The sequence below is a fragment of the Paenibacillus sp. P36 genome (genome assembly GCF_045866505.1).
GTDB classification, from domain to species: Bacteria; Bacillota; Bacilli; order Paenibacillales; family NBRC-103111; genus Paenibacillus_E; species Paenibacillus_E chondroitinus.
Window position 1 is genome coordinate 5,226,048 of record NZ_AP038372.1, and the last position, 16,857, is coordinate 5,242,904.

General features: G+C 46.5%; 18 protein-coding genes. 6 read left to right on the forward strand and 12 right to left on the reverse strand.

The features are described 5' to 3' along the window. Positions 1-5: 5 nt before the first annotated feature. Positions 6-512 carry a shikimate kinase gene (locus tag ACKTT9_RS23575; protein WP_407867844.1) on the reverse strand — a complete coding sequence of 169 codons (507 nt, stop codon included), beginning with the start codon at positions 510-512 and terminating at the stop codon, positions 6-8. Between the two features lie 171 nt (positions 513-683). On the opposite strand from ACKTT9_RS23575, the gene ACKTT9_RS23580 reads away from it, so the two are divergent. Next, positions 684-983, forward strand: coding sequence for a hypothetical protein (locus ACKTT9_RS23580; RefSeq protein WP_157321432.1), 300 nt, complete (start codon positions 684-686; stop codon positions 981-983). A 13-nt stretch (positions 984-996) separates the two neighbouring features. Here the strand turns inward: ACKTT9_RS23580 and gndA are convergent, their stop codons facing one another. The 7 genes from gndA to ACKTT9_RS23615 form a co-directional block, all read right to left on the reverse strand. Continuing rightward, positions 997-2,409, reverse strand: coding sequence for an NADP-dependent phosphogluconate dehydrogenase (gene gndA, locus ACKTT9_RS23585; protein ID WP_127452124.1), 1,413 nt, complete (start codon positions 2,407-2,409; stop codon positions 997-999). A 32-nt stretch (positions 2,410-2,441) separates the two neighbouring features. After that, a complete protein-coding gene (locus ACKTT9_RS23590; protein ID WP_407867845.1) occupies positions 2,442-3,209 on the reverse strand; it encodes an SDR family oxidoreductase in 768 nt (255 codons plus the stop codon). A gap of 40 nt (positions 3,210-3,249) precedes the next feature. After that, on the reverse strand, positions 3,250-4,821 hold the full coding sequence (gene gntK, locus ACKTT9_RS23595; protein ID WP_407867846.1) for a gluconokinase: 1,572 nt from the start codon (positions 4,819-4,821) through the stop codon (positions 3,250-3,252). Then, entirely contained in the window at positions 4,818-6,089 is a 1,272-nt protein-coding gene (locus ACKTT9_RS23600) for a lactate racemase domain-containing protein (protein ID WP_127452119.1), read from the reverse strand. Before ACKTT9_RS23600 ends, gntK begins: the two co-directional genes overlap by 4 nt. 18 nt (positions 6,090-6,107) lie before the next feature. Beyond that, on the reverse strand, positions 6,108-7,112 hold the full coding sequence (locus tag ACKTT9_RS23605; RefSeq protein WP_407867847.1) for a LacI family DNA-binding transcriptional regulator: 1,005 nt from the start codon (positions 7,110-7,112) through the stop codon (positions 6,108-6,110). Positions 7,113-7,327: 215 nt separating this feature from the next. Then, positions 7,328-7,924, reverse strand: a complete 597-nt coding sequence (locus ACKTT9_RS23610; RefSeq protein WP_127452115.1) for a hypothetical protein — start codon at positions 7,922-7,924, stop codon at positions 7,328-7,330. Between the two features lie 216 nt (positions 7,925-8,140). Then, a complete protein-coding gene (locus tag ACKTT9_RS23615) occupies positions 8,141-8,377 on the reverse strand; it encodes a DUF6953 family protein (RefSeq protein WP_127452406.1) in 237 nt (78 codons plus the stop codon). A gap of 227 nt (positions 8,378-8,604) precedes the next feature. On the opposite strand from ACKTT9_RS23615, the gene ACKTT9_RS23620 reads away from it, so the two are divergent. Then, entirely contained in the window at positions 8,605-8,703 is a 99-nt protein-coding gene (locus ACKTT9_RS23620; RefSeq protein WP_127452113.1) for a YjcZ family sporulation protein, read from the forward strand. 74 nt (positions 8,704-8,777) lie between these two features. Here ACKTT9_RS23620 and ACKTT9_RS23625 read toward each other — a convergent pair whose 3' ends face one another. From ACKTT9_RS23625 to ACKTT9_RS23635, 3 genes are read right to left on the reverse strand one after another with little or no spacing between them, the layout of a single operon-like run. Further along, positions 8,778-9,932 carry an ABC transporter permease gene (locus tag ACKTT9_RS23625; RefSeq protein WP_407867848.1) on the reverse strand — a complete coding sequence of 385 codons (1,155 nt, stop codon included), beginning with the start codon at positions 9,930-9,932 and terminating at the stop codon, positions 8,778-8,780. Continuing rightward, entirely contained in the window at positions 9,925-11,106 is a 1,182-nt protein-coding gene (locus tag ACKTT9_RS23630) for an ABC transporter permease (protein ID WP_407867849.1), read from the reverse strand. Before ACKTT9_RS23630 ends, ACKTT9_RS23625 begins: the two co-directional genes overlap by 8 nt. Before the next feature lie 12 nt (positions 11,107-11,118). Beyond that, complete coding sequence (locus tag ACKTT9_RS23635) at positions 11,119-12,054, reverse strand: ABC transporter ATP-binding protein (protein ID WP_407867850.1); 936 nt, start codon at positions 12,052-12,054, stop codon at positions 11,119-11,121. A gap of 183 nt (positions 12,055-12,237) precedes the next feature. On the opposite strand from ACKTT9_RS23635, the gene ACKTT9_RS23640 reads away from it, so the two are divergent. Both ACKTT9_RS23640 and ACKTT9_RS23645 read left to right on the forward strand, forming a co-directional pair. Continuing rightward, positions 12,238-13,359 (forward strand): sensor histidine kinase, encoded by a 1,122-nt coding sequence (locus ACKTT9_RS23640; protein ID WP_407867851.1) that lies wholly within the window; start codon positions 12,238-12,240, stop codon positions 13,357-13,359. 42 nt (positions 13,360-13,401) lie between these two features. Beyond that, the gene (locus ACKTT9_RS23645; protein ID WP_407867852.1) at positions 13,402-14,064 is read left to right on the forward strand and encodes a response regulator; all 663 of its coding nucleotides are present in this window, start codon (positions 13,402-13,404) and stop codon (positions 14,062-14,064) included. Positions 14,065-14,069: 5 nt separating this feature from the next. On the opposite strand, the gene ACKTT9_RS23650 is transcribed toward ACKTT9_RS23645, so the two are convergent. Further along, positions 14,070-14,927 (reverse strand): stalk domain-containing protein, encoded by an 858-nt coding sequence (locus tag ACKTT9_RS23650; RefSeq protein WP_407867853.1) that lies wholly within the window; start codon positions 14,925-14,927, stop codon positions 14,070-14,072. A 189-nt stretch (positions 14,928-15,116) separates the two neighbouring features. Between ACKTT9_RS23650 and ACKTT9_RS23655 the strand changes: the two genes are divergently transcribed. Together ACKTT9_RS23655 and ACKTT9_RS23660 are read left to right on the forward strand one after the other, a co-directional pair. Beyond that, positions 15,117-15,749 (forward strand): YktB family protein, encoded by a 633-nt coding sequence (locus ACKTT9_RS23655; RefSeq protein WP_407867854.1) that lies wholly within the window; start codon positions 15,117-15,119, stop codon positions 15,747-15,749. A gap of 113 nt (positions 15,750-15,862) precedes the next feature. Further along, positions 15,863-16,552 (forward strand): hypothetical protein, encoded by a 690-nt coding sequence (locus tag ACKTT9_RS23660; protein ID WP_407867855.1) that lies wholly within the window; start codon positions 15,863-15,865, stop codon positions 16,550-16,552. Positions 16,553-16,857 lie beyond the last annotated feature (305 nt).

A 16,857-nucleotide genomic window follows, 5' to 3' on the forward strand; every position in this document is an offset into this window, starting at 1 on the left:
TCCTCTCAAAGATTCGCTTGCTGAATAATCAAATCAACAATTTGGTCTGTCGTTAGTTCCGTCGTGTCGATCATGACATGTGCGAAATCGTACGCAGACTTTCTCTGTTCAAGCAGTGTATGAACACGTTCTTCCAAGTTGCCCTGCAGCAGTGGACGATTTATATCCGCGCTCACGCGATGAATGATTGTCTCTGGTGAAGCTTTCAGCGCCACGACAAAGCCATTACGAAGCATACACGCTCTATTCTCCTCTGCTAACACAGCGCCCCCGCCTGTTGCCACAATTTGCCCTCTTTGAGCTAATAAGCTTTCTAGCGTTTTACTCTCTAATGTGCGAAAATGCACTTCCCCATATTGACGAAACAAATCCGCGATGCTCGTCTGCTGCTCATCTTCAAGTACGGCATCCGAGTCTTGAAATTGCCATCCCAAACGCTCAGCGAGCTTCTTCCCGACGGTTGATTTGCCTGTCCCCATGAAACCTACAAGTACAAGATTGCTTGTTGTCACGTTAATCCCCTTTTCTCATATGCTGTTCATACAAACTTTCCCAACATCATACCATAGCCGCATAGTCATGAATACAATCCATTTGAAAAACATATAGTAGTGTGAATAAATTCCAACACAAACAGTTAAGATTTTAAGAGAAACCTAATGCCGACAAGGAGAGATGAAGTTTTGAACCCAATTGTTGCCTATTCCAACCACACGCAAGGCAAACTGGAGCAAATCTTACACCCGAGCTATGTTTTGTGCAAAGAGGATGTTGTTTGGATTTTGGAGTTTATTAAGAAAAAAGTGGCTGAAGAAGACCCGCGCATGCAAGGTCTTGCTCAACCACGATTGTTAAAAAATTTCCGTTATTTTGCCGAAGTCTCCTTGATGCTCATTCACAGACGGAACGGCTTCGATCAAGAAGCCGATCGTTTGAAAATGTGGCTGCGCGAAGCGGCTTACGGTTTACAGGGAGAGGCGTAGCGCCCCTGCCCTCTTAGTTTTCCATCCAGTTGAAGTGGAAGGAACCTTCTTTGTCCACACGTTGGAACGTGTGAGCGCCGAAGTAGTCACGCTGCGCTTGCAGCAGGTTAGCCGGCAGTCTTTCTGTACGGTAGCTATCGTAGTAAGCAAGTGCCGATGCGAAAGAAGGAACCGCGATACCGCGAGTTACAGCTTCTGCAACAACTTGTCTCCACGATTGTTGATAGTTCTCAACCACATCTGTGAAGTAAGAATCAAGCAGCAGGTTTTTCAGTTCCGGATTGCGGTCGTACGCATCCTTGATATTTTGAAGGAATCTAGCGCGAATAATGCAGCCGCCGCGGAAAATCATCGCGATGTTGCCATACTTCAGATCCCATTTATATTCATCAGAAGCTGCTCTCATTTGAGCAAAGCCTTGTGCATAGGAGCAAATTTTACTTGCATACAGAGCTTGACGCACAGCTTCAATAAATGCTTTACGATCGCCTGTGAAAGCTGGAGCATCAGGTCCTTTGAGCACTTTGCTAGCCGCTACGCGTTCTTCCTTCATCGCGGAGATGAAACGGGAGAATACGGATTCCGTAATGATGGAAAGCGGTACGCCAAGGTCCAGAGCACTCTGACTGGTCCATTTTCCTGTTCCTTTTTGACCAGCGGAATCGAGGATAACGTCAACCATCGGTTTGCCGGTTTCAGGGTCGTATTTCGTGAAGATATCACGTGTAATTTCGATCAGGTAGCTGTCAAGCTCGCCGTTGTTCCACTCTGTGAAGATCTCATGAAGTTCTTCAGTGCTTACATTCAGAACATCTTTCAAGAGTTGGTAAGCTTCACAAATCAGCTGCATGTCGCCATACTCGATCCCGTTGTGCACCATTTTTACATAGTGGCCGGCACCGTCTGGTCCGATATACGTACAGCAAGCGTCATCGCCAACTTTGGCAGAGATGGCTGTAAGAATAGGCTCAACCAATTTATACGCGGATTCTTGACCGCCTGGCATAATCGATGGGCCTTTAAGCGCGCCTTCTTCGCCGCCGGAAACACCTGTTCCAACGAAACGAATACCATGCGCTTCCAGTTCTTTGTTACGGCGTTGCGTATCCGGGAAGAATGCGTTGCCCCCATCGATCAGGATATCTCCTTTTTCAAGGTGAGGCAGCAATTGATTAATCGTATCGTCTGTTGGTCCGCCAGCTTTGACCATGATCAAAATTTTGCGCGGAACTTCCAAGGACTGTACGAATTCTTCAACAGAGTATGTACCAACGAGTTGTTTGCCGGCTGCTTCTTCAAGAAGCTCTTTTGTTTTTTCGGCAGAACGGTTAAATACGGATACAGTGAAACCTCTGCTCTCGATGTTTAACGCTAAGTTTTTCCCCATTACCGCTAATCCAACTACACCAATTTGTTGTTTAGACACGTCTCTCATACACCCTTCCGATATATAAATATTTAAATCGTCATCGCGCCAAAACCACCGTCTACTCTTAAAACAGAGCCCGTAACAAAGCTGGAAGCTTGTTCCGAAGCAAGGAACACAGCAGCACCCTGTAGCTCAGATGCCTCACCGAATCGGTTCATTGGCGTATGACGCATAATGGACTCGATACGTTCAGGCGACAAAATCTTACGATTCTGCTCAGCTGGGAAGAAACCAGGAATGATCGCATTCACACGCACACGGCTTGGAGCGAATTCGCGAGCCAAGTTCTGTGTGATGTTATTGACAGCTGCTTTAGAAGCGGAGTAAGTGAATACACGTGAAAGTGGCGGATCAGAAGACACAGACGAGATATTGATAATGCTTCCGCCTTCGCCGCGATCAACCATGTATTTCCCGAACACTTGGCAAGCCAGCACGACGCTTTTCAAATTTACCTCCATAATAGAATCCCATTCTTCCATGGAAATGTCAAAGAAAGGCGTAGCACTATTTTTCCCTGGACAGTTCATTAAAATGTCAGCACGGCCAGACCAAGCGATAACTTCTTTGAGCACAAGCTCCAAATCTTCGCGTTTCGTTGCATCCGCTTGGAAAGTTTGGGCTTCGCCGCCGATCGCTTCGATCTGCTGGCGAACTTGATCGCTTTTCTCTTGGTTGCGTCCAACAATCGCTACTTTCGCGCCATGACCGGCTAATGCAATCGCCATGGAACCTCCAAGTGTACTGTTACCGCCGATAATTACTGCTGTTTTCCCTCTAAGATCGAATAAATTCATTTGTCTTCATCCCCTCTAGCATTTTGCTTGCTTAAGCTATTTATGATTGAGGGCTCCGAAGGTGCTGTCCTTGAAAGGCGGTTATCGCGTCGAATTGATCTTTTAACTGATGATATACGCTTGTATAAATAGATGTCAATTGTTGATATACGCGATAATTGCTTTCATTCACCTCATGAGCCGTTCCAACCTGAATCCAATTGTGTGCATGAGCCAAATCATCAATCTCGCCCATTGCAAGTAAACCAAGCAGCGCTGCACCGATACCAGAGCTTTCGATGGAATCCGGCACCGTAACGGACGTACCCAGCATGTCCGTCATCATCTGACGCCAAAATTCCGATCTGGCGAAACCGCCTGAAGCTCGGATTACTGCCGCTGGCCCCATAATCCGCTCAAGCGACGTTGCGACAGCTTGAATGGAAAACATGACGCCTTCCAGAGCCGCGCGAATCATATGTTTCTTCTCATGGCTAAGGGAAAGCCCGAAATAAACGCCGCGAGCATTCGCATTCCAATACGGAGCGCGTTCTCCCGAAAGCAGCGGCAGGAACAACAACCCGTCAGAGCCCGCTTTCACTTGGGAGGCTAGCTCGGTCAAGTAATCATACGGATCGATCCCTTGACGGCGAGCCTCTTCGGCCTCCGCGGTAGCGATCTGATCTCGTACCCAGCGGAAAACAATACCGCCATTGTTGATAGGTCCGCCAACGACCCAGAACTTCTCTGTAAGCGCATAGCAGAACAGTTTGCCTTCCGGGTCTGTTTGCGGCTTGGTCACTACGCTGCGCACCGCGCCGCTTGTGCCTATCGTGACTGCGACAACGCCAGGCTCAAAAGCGCCAACACCCAGATTGGCCAACACACCATCGGAAGCTCCGACAATAAACGGCGTGTCCTGGGACAATCCCATGGCAGAAGCGTATTCAGCGTTAAGGCCTTCTACGCGATACGTTGTTGGAACTAGCTCGGAGAGCTGAGCTGGCGTAACACCAGCTTGTCCCAGGGCTTCTTCATCCCAATCCAAGTTCTCCAGATTGAATAAGCCTGTTGCACTGGCAAGTGAATGGTCAATCACATAACGATTGAATAGCTTCGCGAAAACATATTCTTTGATACCAATGAACTTATAGGTCTCTTTCATGAGCCCAGGTTCATTATCTCGGAACCACATCAGCTTGAGCAGAGGAGACATCGGATGGATCGGCGTGCCTGTTCGCGAATAAATCTGCTGCCCCAGGCCGCTGCGCTTCAATTCAGCCGCATACATCGCGCTGCGATTGTCCGCCCATGTGATGCAAGCGGTCAGCGGTTTCGTGTTTTGATCGACTGCAATGAGACTATGCATAGCTGAACTGAAGGAGACGCAAAGCACTTGCTCAGGCTTGACGCCCACCTTCCGAACAACTTCGCCAATCCCTTGCACGACAGCATCAAAAATTTGATCCGGGTCTTGCTCGGCGCGATCAGCCGTTGGGGTGAACAGGGGATATTCAATGGAATGTGACCCCAGAACTTTCCCCTCGCGTGAAATAACGAGCGTTTTCGTACTTGTCGTACCAATATCAGCCGCAATGATGTAGGGCTTGAGGGTACTTAATTGGTCAGTCATTTGCTAATATTCCCCTCTGCGTTGAATGAAAGCTCATATGGCTCAGTTAAAATCTCAATATCGGGATGCACGCGCGCAGCGTCGAGCAAATTCACGGAAATTTCAATTTCGCCAAGGTGCAGCGTATCTTGAATCCGAACCAGCTTACACTTCGTGTAGTCCAGAATGTTGCAAGTTTTGACAGCTGCTTTGATCGCATAAAAATCATTCTCCAGCGTTGTTGCGATCTTCGTTGGCGCACATACAGTGGAGGTCAGTCCGTTAGCATACGTGAACTCCAGATTCGTTTTATCTACTAATCGTTGAGTCGTAAAATCAGCAGTTCCTACCCCGTTTGCATTGCCTTTCGTCTCTGGCGTCAAATCCAAAACAACCATTTTGGCAACGTCCGGGCCACCGTGGGCATAAGGAGTCGGATAACGGCCGGTTACGTTCGGATCCATGCCGTCGCCGCTAATATTTTTACCGATATAATCAATGACCAACACGTCAATCTCATCGAACAAAATCTTCGGAAGCCGCGCCTTCGCTTCAATCAGCAGCTGCTCTTCGCGCTCTTCAATCTCGGCTGCAGGAAGCACTTCTACACGGCAAGTCTCATCATAGGCATTCTCGACGAGGGCTACACCGAACACGATGGGCAGCTTCTGGATCATCAGGTTCGCCATGGCCGGCACATTCTCCGCCATATACTTAAAGCCAAGCTGGTGGCAAGCTTCTGCGCCTTTTTGCTTCCCTAACCCGATCGCGATCATCTTCATGATGCCGCTCTCAATACGTCCACGGAACGCCGTATGCGGCTTCACGCGGTTAATGACAACGATAGCATCCGCTTCTGAGGCGATGCGGTCCACATAAACCGGCAAACCGTTAGGAAGCTCGTCAATTTTCACAACTTCCATAGAGGAACGAATCGGAGCGCCCATTGTCGCTTCCGTGATCCCAAAGTGAAGAAGCACTTCCGTTTGTCCTTCTGCTGTTGCGCCACCATGGCTGCCCATGCAAGGCACGATGAACGGGAATGCACCTTTGGCCTTAATGGCATCAATCGTCGTTTTGGTAAATCCGGCGATGTTCGCAATCCCTCTGCTCCCTACGGCGACAGCAACTTGCTGACCTGGAAGAATGGTCTCCATAACGCCGCTGCTCGCAAGCTTATCTGCAAGCTCCTGCTCTGGATTTTCCAGAATCGTACGGTCGAACTTCTGACGAATCTTAACCACTTGCGGGATCGGAATATCATTTAACAGCTCTCTCAAAATGCTCATCGATTATTCCCTCTTTCTTTATGTTGACAGCTTCTTTACGGACTCCCGCACGACGAGCTCTGTCTTCAAAAGCACCTGCTCCGTTTCGTGCTGTTTATTCTCAATATTGCCAAGGAGCCGTACAGCGCCTTCTTTACTAATTTGTTCAATCGGTCTGCGGACGGTTGTCAAGGCGGGCGTTACATAAGCTGCAAACACCGTATCATCGAATCCAACAACGGAAACGTCCGTTGGCACCTGCATGCCGGCTTCCGATATCGCTTTCATTGCACCAAGCGCCATCTCATCATTACAGCTAAAAACGGCGGTAGGCCGCTCTTCCAAGGCAAGAAATTGCTGCATAGCTTTATGACCGCTTTCGAGATCATACAAACCGGGAATTCTGTAAATCGGCGGTACCTTAATGCCATAATGCTTCATGGCTCGTTCGAAGCCGTCTTTCCGATTTTGGGCGGATTTAAATCCTTTGCGCCCCTCAATCAACGCAATGCGCTTGTGGCCTTGCTCGATCAAATAGGAACATGCCAGGAAAGCGCCCTGCTCTTCATCAGACAGAATATTCAACACGCCGGCTGTGGAGACTGGCCGATTGAGAACGACGAGCGGGATACCTTTACTTGCGATATGATCAATAATGGCCTGATCGTCATCGCTTTGAGAAACAATAATAATTCCGTCAAAGCTCTTGCGGGTAATGGATTGAAAGCTCGAATAGTCATCAATCCCCTTGACAATCAGTTGGTATCGGTCCTGAATGACCGAATTGACGCCGCGGATAGCTTCATAGAAAAAACCTGCTGAAGTTCCTTTACTCAGTGTGGTAAAGAACAGCCCCAAATTATACGATCGATCGAGTACTAAGCTCTTTGCACTGTAATTGGGCGTATAATCCAGTTGCTCGGCTATGAGTCGAATACGTTCTTTCGTTTCCTCTTGAATAAGCGGACTGTTATTAAGCGCCCTGGAAACCGTCGTATGGGACACACCCGCAAGCTTGGCAATATCCTTAATCGTTACGCTCATTCCTTCACCTCTATCAGAAGCATATCACATTCATGCACACGTTAACAATAGTCTTTTCAATAAAAAAGCTCCCTTTCCTGGGAGCGGCCTACCTCTAGTTTAAGCAAAAATCCTAGTAAATACGCTTCTTCTTTTTCAGAAACCCTAAGAAACACAAAAGAGAGTCCGTATGTATAAATACAGGCTCTCTTCTTATTCAAATCCACTATTCATTCTCACATCTCCAATAAAAGCATTTCTTGACGCATTTCAAGCAATTTGGTTTTACTCTCCATAATCGCTTTGGCATCCCCGGATGCGATCGCATCATGCAAGGTGGCCAGTTCATAATCGAGCTCCATGCGCAAAATAGGGATTCGCTCATCAGTACGCTTGGATCGCAGCGCTTGCATGACTTCTTCTACTGTCACGGCTGGCTCCTTCTGATACAGCACTTTATGTTCGATGCCGCTAATTTCAACCATGCGAATAATTTCCCCGAACATAATATTCTCAATGAGAATTTGCCGATCCTTAAATCTTTTGACTACGGCATGACCGCGTGTGTCTCCAATCAATTTTTCCATCATTTCCGCGAGCTTCTCGTCTTTGAACGAATAATTACCCACGATTTTATACTTTTCACCAATTCGTTCAAACTTCAGCTTAATCAGCTTGCGTCCTGTCCGAATGGAAATGATGAACTGCAGCTCACTTTCGTTCCAATACAGAGAATAACCTTCTTGAATGAGTGCTTTAATGAAGTTCCGGATTAGCCGGCGATCAAATCGTAACTCTAGGTTGCAGTACTCCACTTCATGACTCTTACTCACGGCAATCCCCTCCATAATTGGTGCGTTTGATTTTATTTAAATATTCAGACAACTTATCTTCTTATCCTTATCTTATTATGAATTCTATGTTTTAGCAACTTGGATTATTGACATTTTTTTAAGGAAAAACGTACAAAAAAAGCCGATGCCTGTATGACCGCGGCGCCAGCCTAGCAAAAAATGGAAGGCTGGTTTTTCTATGCAGAGCGACCCGATTTAATGCCATCCCCAGAAAAATCCGTCGCGCTCCCAAGCTGCTCTGCCGCCATGAAGTTTCTTGAATATTTTTTTGACTTCTTTGGAAATCGCTTGATTGCCATTCTCGTTGACATAAATAAAGGATTCTCCATAATGGCGAATAATATAGTCAACGGCTTCTTTCTGATGCAAAATCCCTGCGGATTTCAGCTGTTCAAGCATCCATTCTGCAACCTCGTTCGCCGTAACGGCCATTCCCGCTCTCTCCTTCGTTTCACTCATTATCTCGAATTGAACCATGTCCAATAAGATGAATCTATCGCTCCATTGTAACACATTTTCTTTACATTTATCGATGGATAGGTACAAAAGCACAATCATCCCCCTACAGGACCATTCGCCCATTCACTCCTAGGGAGATCACCATATGCTATCCCTGTAAGGCAAACGCACAGAATTAACCAACGAAAGGGTGATTTTGAATGGGTTATGAAGCTGGTTTTGGTGGTTACAATTCTGCCGCAGCAATTTTGGTTCTCTTTATTTTGTTAGTTATTATTTCTAGTGCATTCGTTATCTAATCCACTTCAAATACGAAAGGGCTGACTGGCATTTCGCCAGCAGCCCTTTATTCATATTTCTGCTTGAGACCGGATTAACCTACCTCCGCATCCTCGGGTCTCAGAATCACAGTGCCGACACCAAGCAGAATCAGAGCAAATAAGGTCAGCACCCCCATGTGCATCCACATTTGAGACAAAGATTGCCCTGCAGCCATAAGTTGAATGGCTTCAATTACCCATTTCTGGGGAACGAAATCAGCAATTTTCTGCATCCAATCCGGCATCAGTGAAACCGGCCAAAAACAGCCGCCGAGCATGCAAGTAGGCGTAACGATCAAAGAGTTAATCATGCCCATATTGGAGGCATTTTTCACTAAACCTGCAACTGCGCTGGCAATGCCCATACTTGCTAATAAGAAAAACTCCAACATAACAAATTGTGAGAAGAACGGCAGTCCATAATCATACAGAGCTACATACCGTGTAATGATCAAGATCACTAGCACTTGCAAGGTTCCTACAAAAAAGCTGCCGATAAAATTGCCTAGCATAATTTCTATGGAGCGAACCGGAGCAGTGAAGGTTCTTGCCATAGTCCGCATTCTCCGATCCTCCATAATGACGGAAATTGTGTTATTGATAACCCCCATCATGAACATCAGCATAAAGCCAATGACAAGATGCATATTCGGATTTACATACAAGTTCAGATCCGTGACACGCGCCTTAACTTGGTGTTTTTCCAGCTGGATCAATGTCTTATCCACGGCATCCTGAAGCGACTTCTCCTGAAGTCCTAGCTTGAGCAGGGCATCAACAGTTCCTTGATAGCCGGAAAGGATGCTATCCAGCGTTATTTTCAACGTAACCGTCGCTTCACTTACACTTAATTGATACATATCTACTTGCGGTGAGGAGCCCTTTAACAACGTCTCACTGAATCCTTCCGGAATGACGAACGCGCCACCGACACTTTGCTTCGTCACCGCTTCCTTTAAGTCCGCATCGGAAACTTGTTCCTTCAGCCTGTAGTCCGGCAGTCCACTCAACTCTTGCACCAAATGGGCGCCAAGCGGCCCGCGATCCATATTGATATAAGCGATATCAACCCGATGCTCCTGCTGCTGTCCCATCACACCGATGATCAAGGAAACTACGCCCGCCGGAATGAGCAAATACATCAGAAAACCTCTTTTTTGTAAAAGCGTGCGACGAAGCATATTATAGGCGATAAACAAACTATTCATGGTATCCCGCCTTTCGGTAAACAATGAAGGAAACAAGCAGTAATCCTCCGCTAATGCAGCCCAAGACAAGTAAATGATGAGCTAAAACAGAGGTTTCACTGCCTAGCATTATGCGATACATGCTTTGCATCGCCCAGTAATTCAGAGTGAATTCACCAATTTGCCGCAGAAATCCATCCGGTAAAGGTGTAAAGCCCCCGCTTAGAAAAGACATCGTCAGCACCACCATCTGGAAAATGGTTGAGATTCCTTTGGACGATTTCACGATGAGAGCCGTTAATACAGCGAGGCTCATGGACGCTACGACGACGAAAAAACAGATCAGCGCCAATAACCCATACGATTTTCCCCAATCGACATGATAAACAATAACGGTTGTTCCGACGATGACCGCCGCCTGACAAATCGCAATAAAAGCATTTCCGAGCACCTTGCCAAGTAAAATTGTAGATTCATGAATTGGCATGGCATTAAGGCGAGATAGTGTATGTTTATCCTTTTCGCCTTGCAGTGTCATCGCCGTGGAAAGTCCGGAGTATAACAAAAACATGACCAGCATCGATGCCGCATAATATTGCATAGCAGAATACTGGGAATTATTTGTTGCAAGATTGCCTAGCTTGACATGGCTAGCTGCCGGGGCAGCAACATGCTCAGACGAACCCTGATTCTGTGTAGAAGCTGCTGCTTCAGAACCAGTCGCTATCGCGATTGCCTGTCTTTGGTTTACGTTATCCAAGAAGGAACGAAGCACCATTTCGGCGGTCAAATTTTGCTCGTAATTGTTACCGAAAATCATTTCCCATTCGGCTTCCTTCCCCGCCATTACACGGGCACTGAAATCATCAGGGATGATCAGCGCAAATTCAGAGACGCCTGATTTAAGCCTTTTGACAGCTTGGTCGCGTGTCTGAACTGTTGAAGTGTGAATCAAATTCCCGAGGTCGGGAGAATGCAGAAAGCCTTCCATACTTGATTTCAAGGCACCTGAATCTCCCTGCACAACGTCCACTTTCACCGGTTTGATGGTCCGGTCCTCCACTTTGAACGCTCCTGAAAGCGCTGAACCCAAGATGAATATGAGCAAAAGCGGCATAACAAACTGGATGGCCATGACGTAACGCATGCGAAACATTCGCAATACTTCATATTTTGCAATAATCCATAACGACATCGTGCTCTCCCCCTAATCCCGTAAAGTTCTGCCGGTCAACGACAGGAATAATGCTTCAAGATCCGGTTCTACCTGCACGAGCGATTGAATTTTGACGTTATGTTTGGATAAAATGAACAAAATGTCTTGCAAATAGGCTTGCGACGAACCGACCAGCAGTTCAAGCGCTTGCTCCTGAGCGTTGACTTGCTTGATTTTGGGATGATCCCGCAGCTCCTTAACCGCCTCTTCGGATAAATGCGCCACCTGCAGCACAATCTTATTATCCTGCGCGACTTTGCCACGAAGCTCCTCTTGCGTACCGCAAGCGATCAGATGTCCGTGATCCATGATGCCGACACGCGTCGAAATCGCAGCTACCTCTTCCATGTAATGCGATGTGTAAATAATCGTAGAGCCCATGCGGTTCAAGGTTTTGACCGACTCCAGAATGTGATTCCGGGATTGGGGATCGATGCCGACGGTCGGCTCATCCATAATAATCAGCTTGGGATGATGCATAATGGCGCAAGCAATATTCAATCTCCTCTTCATTCCGCCTGAAAAAGCGTTCGGCTTATCGTTAGCCCGATCCGATAATCCGACGAATTCAAGAGCTTCTTTCACACGACTTTGTAAGAGAGGACCTCTTAAGCCATAAAGTCTGGCGAAAAACGTAACATTTTCCCTAGCGCTTAAACTCTCGAAAATGGCAAGCTCCTGCGGAACAAGACCGATAAGGCGTTTGACCTCCAACGGATCCTTGGCAACGGACAAACCGTCTACAATCATTTCTCCCCCATCTATTTTGAGCAAGCCGCTTAGCATTTTGATCGTCGTGCTTTTCCCGGCTCCATTCGGGCCCAGCAAACCGAAAATTTCGCCTTCCTGGATGGATAAATTCAAATGATCAACGGATATTTGCTGGCTGTATTTTTTTACAACATTTTTAATTTGAACAAAACTCATAGGATCCTCTCCCTTTTCTCGACGGCTTGAATTACACTTATTGTACCTCATGGAATTGACATCTACAGGTAGATTAAGTCATTTAACAAGGTGACAAAAGTCATAAGTACGCCATAAAACATGTAGACTCACATGTCAATTATGCTATAATTTTCCTACACGCTTACAAAGGAAGGGAATCGCTTGTTACCTTTATTGCTTATTACCCGCTACACGCTTATTCTCATTCCAGCGATTGCCTCCATGTATCTCGAAAGTTACGCGTCTAACGGCACGTATGTGTTCTTTATTCTTCTATTCTTCTGGGTCGCCGAGCTGCGAAGAACGATTTTCAAGAGAGCTGTATGGATGCTTCTGATCGAAATCGCATTCAGCGGATGGCTAAGCTATACGTTTGACGGCTTATTATTCATGATTTTTTACTCCACAATGCTGACTTATCTTCATTCCTTTCATCGTCATCTCCGAATTTCTATCTTAGGTGTGCAATTGATCGCTTTAAATCTGAGTTTACAAGGCCAATCGAGCAATTCTTATGTGCTGGCCAATCTTCTCTTTTTTATCCTGGCGCTCCTATTGCTGCATATGAGCCAGGTGGAACAAAACAAAGTGGATATCGAACTGCTCTATGATCAGCTGCGGCGGCAGCATTATGAGCTGGATGAAGCACGCATGCAGTTATTGGACTATGCCAAACAGGTTGAAAATATAGCCCAACTGGATGAACGGAACCGGATTTCCCGAGATATTCACGATGATTTGGGGCATCAATTAATTCGTCTCAAAATGATGATGGAAGCCGGTCTGCGGATTTTGCCAATCCAAATGGATAAAGGCATGGAGATGTTAACTTCCGTCAGGGACCAGTTGACTGAAAGTATGGAGCTGCTTCGATCAACGGTGCGCAAGCTGAAACCGGATGACGACTCCATGCAGTCGTTCACGCTTAATCGGCTTATTGAAGGACTGACCAAGGACAAAAGTATCGCGATTGAAGTTGATATTCAGGGAATGCCTTATGTCCTGTATCCAAGTCTCGCCTTCATTTTATACCGCAATGCCCAAGAAGCCATCACGAATGCAATTCGCCACGGCGGAGCAACTTCCGTTCAGATTCAATTAATTTATGAAACCAAACAAATTACAATGAGCGTTTCGAATAACGGGCGACTCCCTGCCGCTCAAACCGTGAAAGGGCTTGGAATGACAGGTATGGAAGAGCGCAGCAAGCTTATTGGCGGTCAGCTTTATGTGGCTATGGACTCCGCTTTTACCGTGACAACCGTCTTGCCCACTTTTCGTTAACACGAACTAATGCAGATGAAGAAAGAAAGGATTGAAACAACAATGATACATGTTCTTATTACTGACGATGATCCGTTTATTCGAGAAAGCTTGCAATTGATTATTGGACTTGACCAAGACATTACGGTTGTCGGTACGTGCAATCATGGCGATGAAGCTTTGGCTTTTATTCAGAGCGGTGTTCAGGTCGATGTAGTCCTTATGGACATTAGAATGCCCATCTGCGATGGCGTCGAAGGAACGTTGAAAATTAAACAAGCATATCCCGCGATTTCCATTCTGATTCTAACAACATTTGACGACGATGAGTTTATCGTTCAGGCGCTTCGCAATGGGGCTAGCGGCTATTTGTTGAAGAACATTTCTCCGGACCGTATCGTTCAAGGAATTAAAACGGTTGAGCAAGGCAATTTGCTTATCCATCCTGACATTGCCAAGAAATTAGCTACCTTCATCAGCCCGGCTCCCGCACCAAGCGCACCTCTGCCTGCCATGCTCCGGGAATACGGACTAACGGCCAGTGAACAAGCTGTGGTTGAGAAAATATCGGAAGGCTTGTCGAACAAAGAAATCGCCCAGGAACTGTTCCTGAGCGAAGGTACGGTCAAAAATTATATCACTGAAATTCTCAGCAAGTTGAATCTCCGCGATCGCACGCAAATTGCCATCTTCTATTTAAAAAAACAATCCGGAGTCATCAGCTAGTGTAGCTATTTGTTTACTTTGACGACCTCGATATTCTCTTTGGAGGAGCTCCCCACCACATATTCAGGCTGATTGTTAGGGTTTGTATTATTACTCTGAGTCAGCCTGAGTGTCGTGCGGAAGTAATGACCGTTCTCGACAAGTAAATAACTGTATGTATTGAGTTCAGGCAGTGCATCAATAATAATCGGGCTTGACATGTACGGTATCTTATCGATTTCATAATATCGGAAGCTCTCCACATAGTCTTTGAGTGCTTTAATTTTAATAGGATCATTCTCACCTGTGACCGTAACACCTTCATTATACATATACGATGATTGCGGAGGCTCGCTCCCCCAAACCTTCTTCAATTCATCCTCTCCGACATAGATCTCTTCCGAATATTTCTCCTTCGCTTTGCGCAATCCGGCTGTAGGCACACCCATTCGCTCCACATCCTTTAATCGATAGTACGTTAGCTCTGTCGTGTTCGTGAGGATCGGATAAGTGGCACCTCGATAATCGAAGTACTGCACATAAGGGTATTGGAACACTATTTCTGTGTAATTGATATTATTCCCCTCAGCGGGTTGTCCTTGATTGATACGCGGATTAATATAGATCGTTTTGGAGCTCTCCTGCCAATTGACAACTGCCCCCAAATAATTTCCCAACTCTTTCACTGGCAAGTAGCTGCTATTGTTATAAATTAACGGAGGGTTCATAAGCGTCACCTGCTGCCCATTCACTACGATCTTGAAATCATTTCTTAAATACGCGTCAACACGTTGCAGCACATCTTGCGCATAGACGCCTGCCGTAAAGCATGTGCCCATCAAAGAGCCCAAAAGAGCGATCGCAGACCATTTCTTCATTCTCATATCCGAATTCTCCTGTCTTTAGCCATAGATTATTCCACATATTTCGGCAAACTCCTATATTTTCCTGCTTTTTTAGACAAATTGGGACCTTTTTCCTACTTGCATTCTACGAAACTCGTAAAACATTGCAGAGCGCACTCATTTATTTTAAAATAATTGAAAAACGTAAGTGAAATGAGGCAACTGACGATGAGCTTTACTGGATTTACACAACATGATTTTGATACGTTTGCTATAGAAGGTCTAGATGGAAGAATGGAAGCCATTCGCGAGCGCATTCAACCTAAATTCAAAGCGTTAGGCGATTCTTTGGCGCAGGATCTCTCGCTTTTGGCCGGAACCGAAATGTTCTTACATATTGCCAAGCATTTAAGACGCAAAATTAATCCGCCGGTGGACACCTGGATGGCGATCTGCCCAAACAAAAGAGGCTATAAGCAAGTCCCTCATTTCCAGGTCGGCCTGTTCGATGACCGCGTGTTTATCTGGCTTGCACTCATTTATGAGCTGCCTAATAAAAGCAACATCGCTACCGCGTATATGAATCAGATCGATCGCCTCCAAAAGGAAATCCCAGCCGATTTCGTCCTGTCCTTCGATCATATGAAAAAGGATGTCACTCCGCTTGCTGAACTGGACCGAAGCGCATGGAATGATGCTTTGATCCGTTTCCGCGATGTCAAAAAAGTTGAGCTGCTGATCGGCAAAAACCTTCATTTCCAAGATCCTGTGCTGACCAAACCTGACGAACTTGAATCCCTGATTAAAGACACGTTCGAAAAGCTGGTTCCCTTGTATCAACTGGCAGTCGACGCGAAATAACTCGAATCTTGGAATTTTTATGTAAAACTAAGGTTATTTTAAACTAAAATTAATCCCTCCTGCACAGACTATGTTCTGTAATTCCTATTATTTGGGAAAGGAGGCGTACACACATGAATCAGCATTATAGAAAAAAGCTTCTGGTAAGCACGATGGCCCTCTCGTTCGTCTTGGGAGCAGCTATGCTCCCATCACTTTCAGCTTCAGCGCAAGCTCCTTCCGAGAATCAGCAGGAGATCGTCTCTTTGCAGCAAGCTGATGAGAAAGGGCACGGGCGCCATAGCCGCAAATGGCCGATTATCGAGGAAGCCGCCCATGTCATAGGCGTTGACAAAGAAGTGCTCGTGAAGTCGCTCAAGAGCGGCAAAAGCATTGTGGAGGCAGCCGCCGACAAAGGTATTAGTGAAGCCGACCTAACGGCCAAACTCGAGCAGCTCCGTACCGGCAAGATCGAAGTGGCCGTGAAGGATGGCAAGCTGACTGCCGACCAGGGCGAGCATATGAAGCAAAAACTTGGCGAGCATCTGAAGTTCATCCTCAACGAGAAGAACCTGCTGGACAGCCATGGCAGAAGCAAGTGGCACCGCTTCGGACTGAAGCCTGACACGGAAAAACTCGCCAAAACGCTTGGACTGAGCAAAGATGAACTGCATGCCCAGCTCCGCTCCGGCAAGTCGCTCGCCGAAATCGCTCAGTCGAAAGGCATTTCCAAGGACAAGCTCGTCGCGTCCATTAAAGATCAGCTAACCCCTTCGATTGAGAAGTGGGTTGATCACAAGAAAGAGAAGAAAGCTAAGGACTAAGGGTATTTAAAAGACTGCTCACTGTCATCTTTGATGGCGTTGGGGCAGTCTTTTTTTATCCAGATCATTCAACCAACGACTCTTTATCGACCCCCAAGCGTTCTTCTCAGGGTTTTTCAGCTTGGGTACGATGATTGTATCCCTACGTTCGATCGGGGTCGTCTTGCCCCTGAAATACGGCGCTGACGAGCTGCGTAATAGGATGCTTCGCGGCGATGGGAGCGTTTCTGGATTGACGTTTTCGTCAAAGATAGCGGACTGTAGTTCCCCCAAGCATCAAAAAAAGCTGTACACCCGCCCTCTCT